This window comes from Streptomyces sp. NPDC026417, from assembly GCF_055567695.1.
On record NZ_JBVHPY010000119.1, the window covers coordinates 1 to 1,351 of the forward strand.

1 pseudogene is annotated in these 1,351 nt (G+C 64.3%); it reads right to left on the minus strand.

The window, feature by feature from the left end:
* Nucleotides 1-110 precede the first annotated feature (110 nt).
* A pseudogene (locus tag ACZ4NT_RS39310) lies at nucleotides 111-1,035 on the minus strand (IS5 family transposase).
* Nucleotides 1,036-1,351 lie beyond the last annotated feature (316 nt).

Here is a 1,351-nt window from a genome sequence, read left to right on the forward strand (position 1 = left end):
TCAACCACAACCCACAACTGCCATGGTCCTTCCTCACTCACACCGGCCTGACCATCCATCCAGCACACCCACCGAACTTACGAAAAGATCAGTAGGCGATGTTTCTTGGATCATGTTCGGAGCCAGATGATGAGGGCTGCAAGAGTGGCGGTGCCGAGGTAGATGTAGGCGCGTTTCTCGTAGCGGGTGGCGACGGCGCGGAAGCCCTTGAGCCGGTTGATGGCTCGTTCGACGGTGTTGCGTTTCTTGTATCGCTCGCCGTCGAAGCCGGTGGGCCGGCCGCCGCGTGAACCGCGGTTCTTGCGGTGCCTTTGCTGGTCGAGGCGTTCGGGGATGGTGTGCCGGATTCCGCGTCGTCGCAGGTAGCGGCGATTCCTCCGAGAGGTGTAAGCCTTATCGGCCAGGACATGGTCAGGGCGAGCGCGGGGCCGGCCGACTCCGAGACGGGGGACGGAGACCTGCTCGAGCACCCGCTCGAGCTGAGGCCCGTCGCCGTAGTGCCCGGGTGTCAGGACAAGGGCGAGAGGCCTGCATTGCCCGTCCGCAGCGAGGTGGATCTTGGTCGTGAATCCACCACGGGAGCGTCCCAGGCACTCGCCGATCTGACCACTTCCTCGAGCCGGCCCACCAGCTTCCGCAGCACCGGATCGACCGGGTTCGTCCCCCCAACGTGCCCCTTTGGAGGAGCGGTGACTGCCGGTGTCTTCCTCGCGCCGGCTGGGTGCTGGTGGGCCCGCACCACTGTTGAGTCCACCGACACTTCCCAGTCGATCCGGCCCGCAGCATCCTCGGCGGACTGGATCCGAGAGAGCAGCATCGTCCACGTTCCGTCCGCTGACCAGCGGCGGTGGCGTTTGTTTCCCACGGCCCGAACCGTTCCGGTAGATCCCGCCACTGCACGCCAGTCCGAACCCGGTAGAGCACTCCGTTGATGACCCGGCGGTGATCACTCCACCGGCCTCCACGAGCACCACCAGGAGGCAGGAACGACTCCAGCCGGTCCCACTCCGCGTTCGTCAGATCCCCACGGCCCATACGGCAAGCCTGACCCCAACACCCCACTCACGTCAGGAGATCCGAGAAACAGTGCCTAGTACTCCAGCAGCGGATCGTGTCCTGAACTGCGTTCTACCCGTGCTGTTGGCGAGGTCACGCGCCTCCGGGGGCAGCTGGCTGCTGCCGATCTGACCGTGAACAACGGATGCGTCAACACCGAACGGTCAGCCACACCCCTCACCAGCAAAACCTGCCCAACCGGGGTCTGTCCAGTAAACGGTGTAACTAGCTTGGTTGCTGGGTCAAATGTGGTTGTTGGTGAGGCGGCCGTCGAAGGCGATGTCGAAGGCCTGCA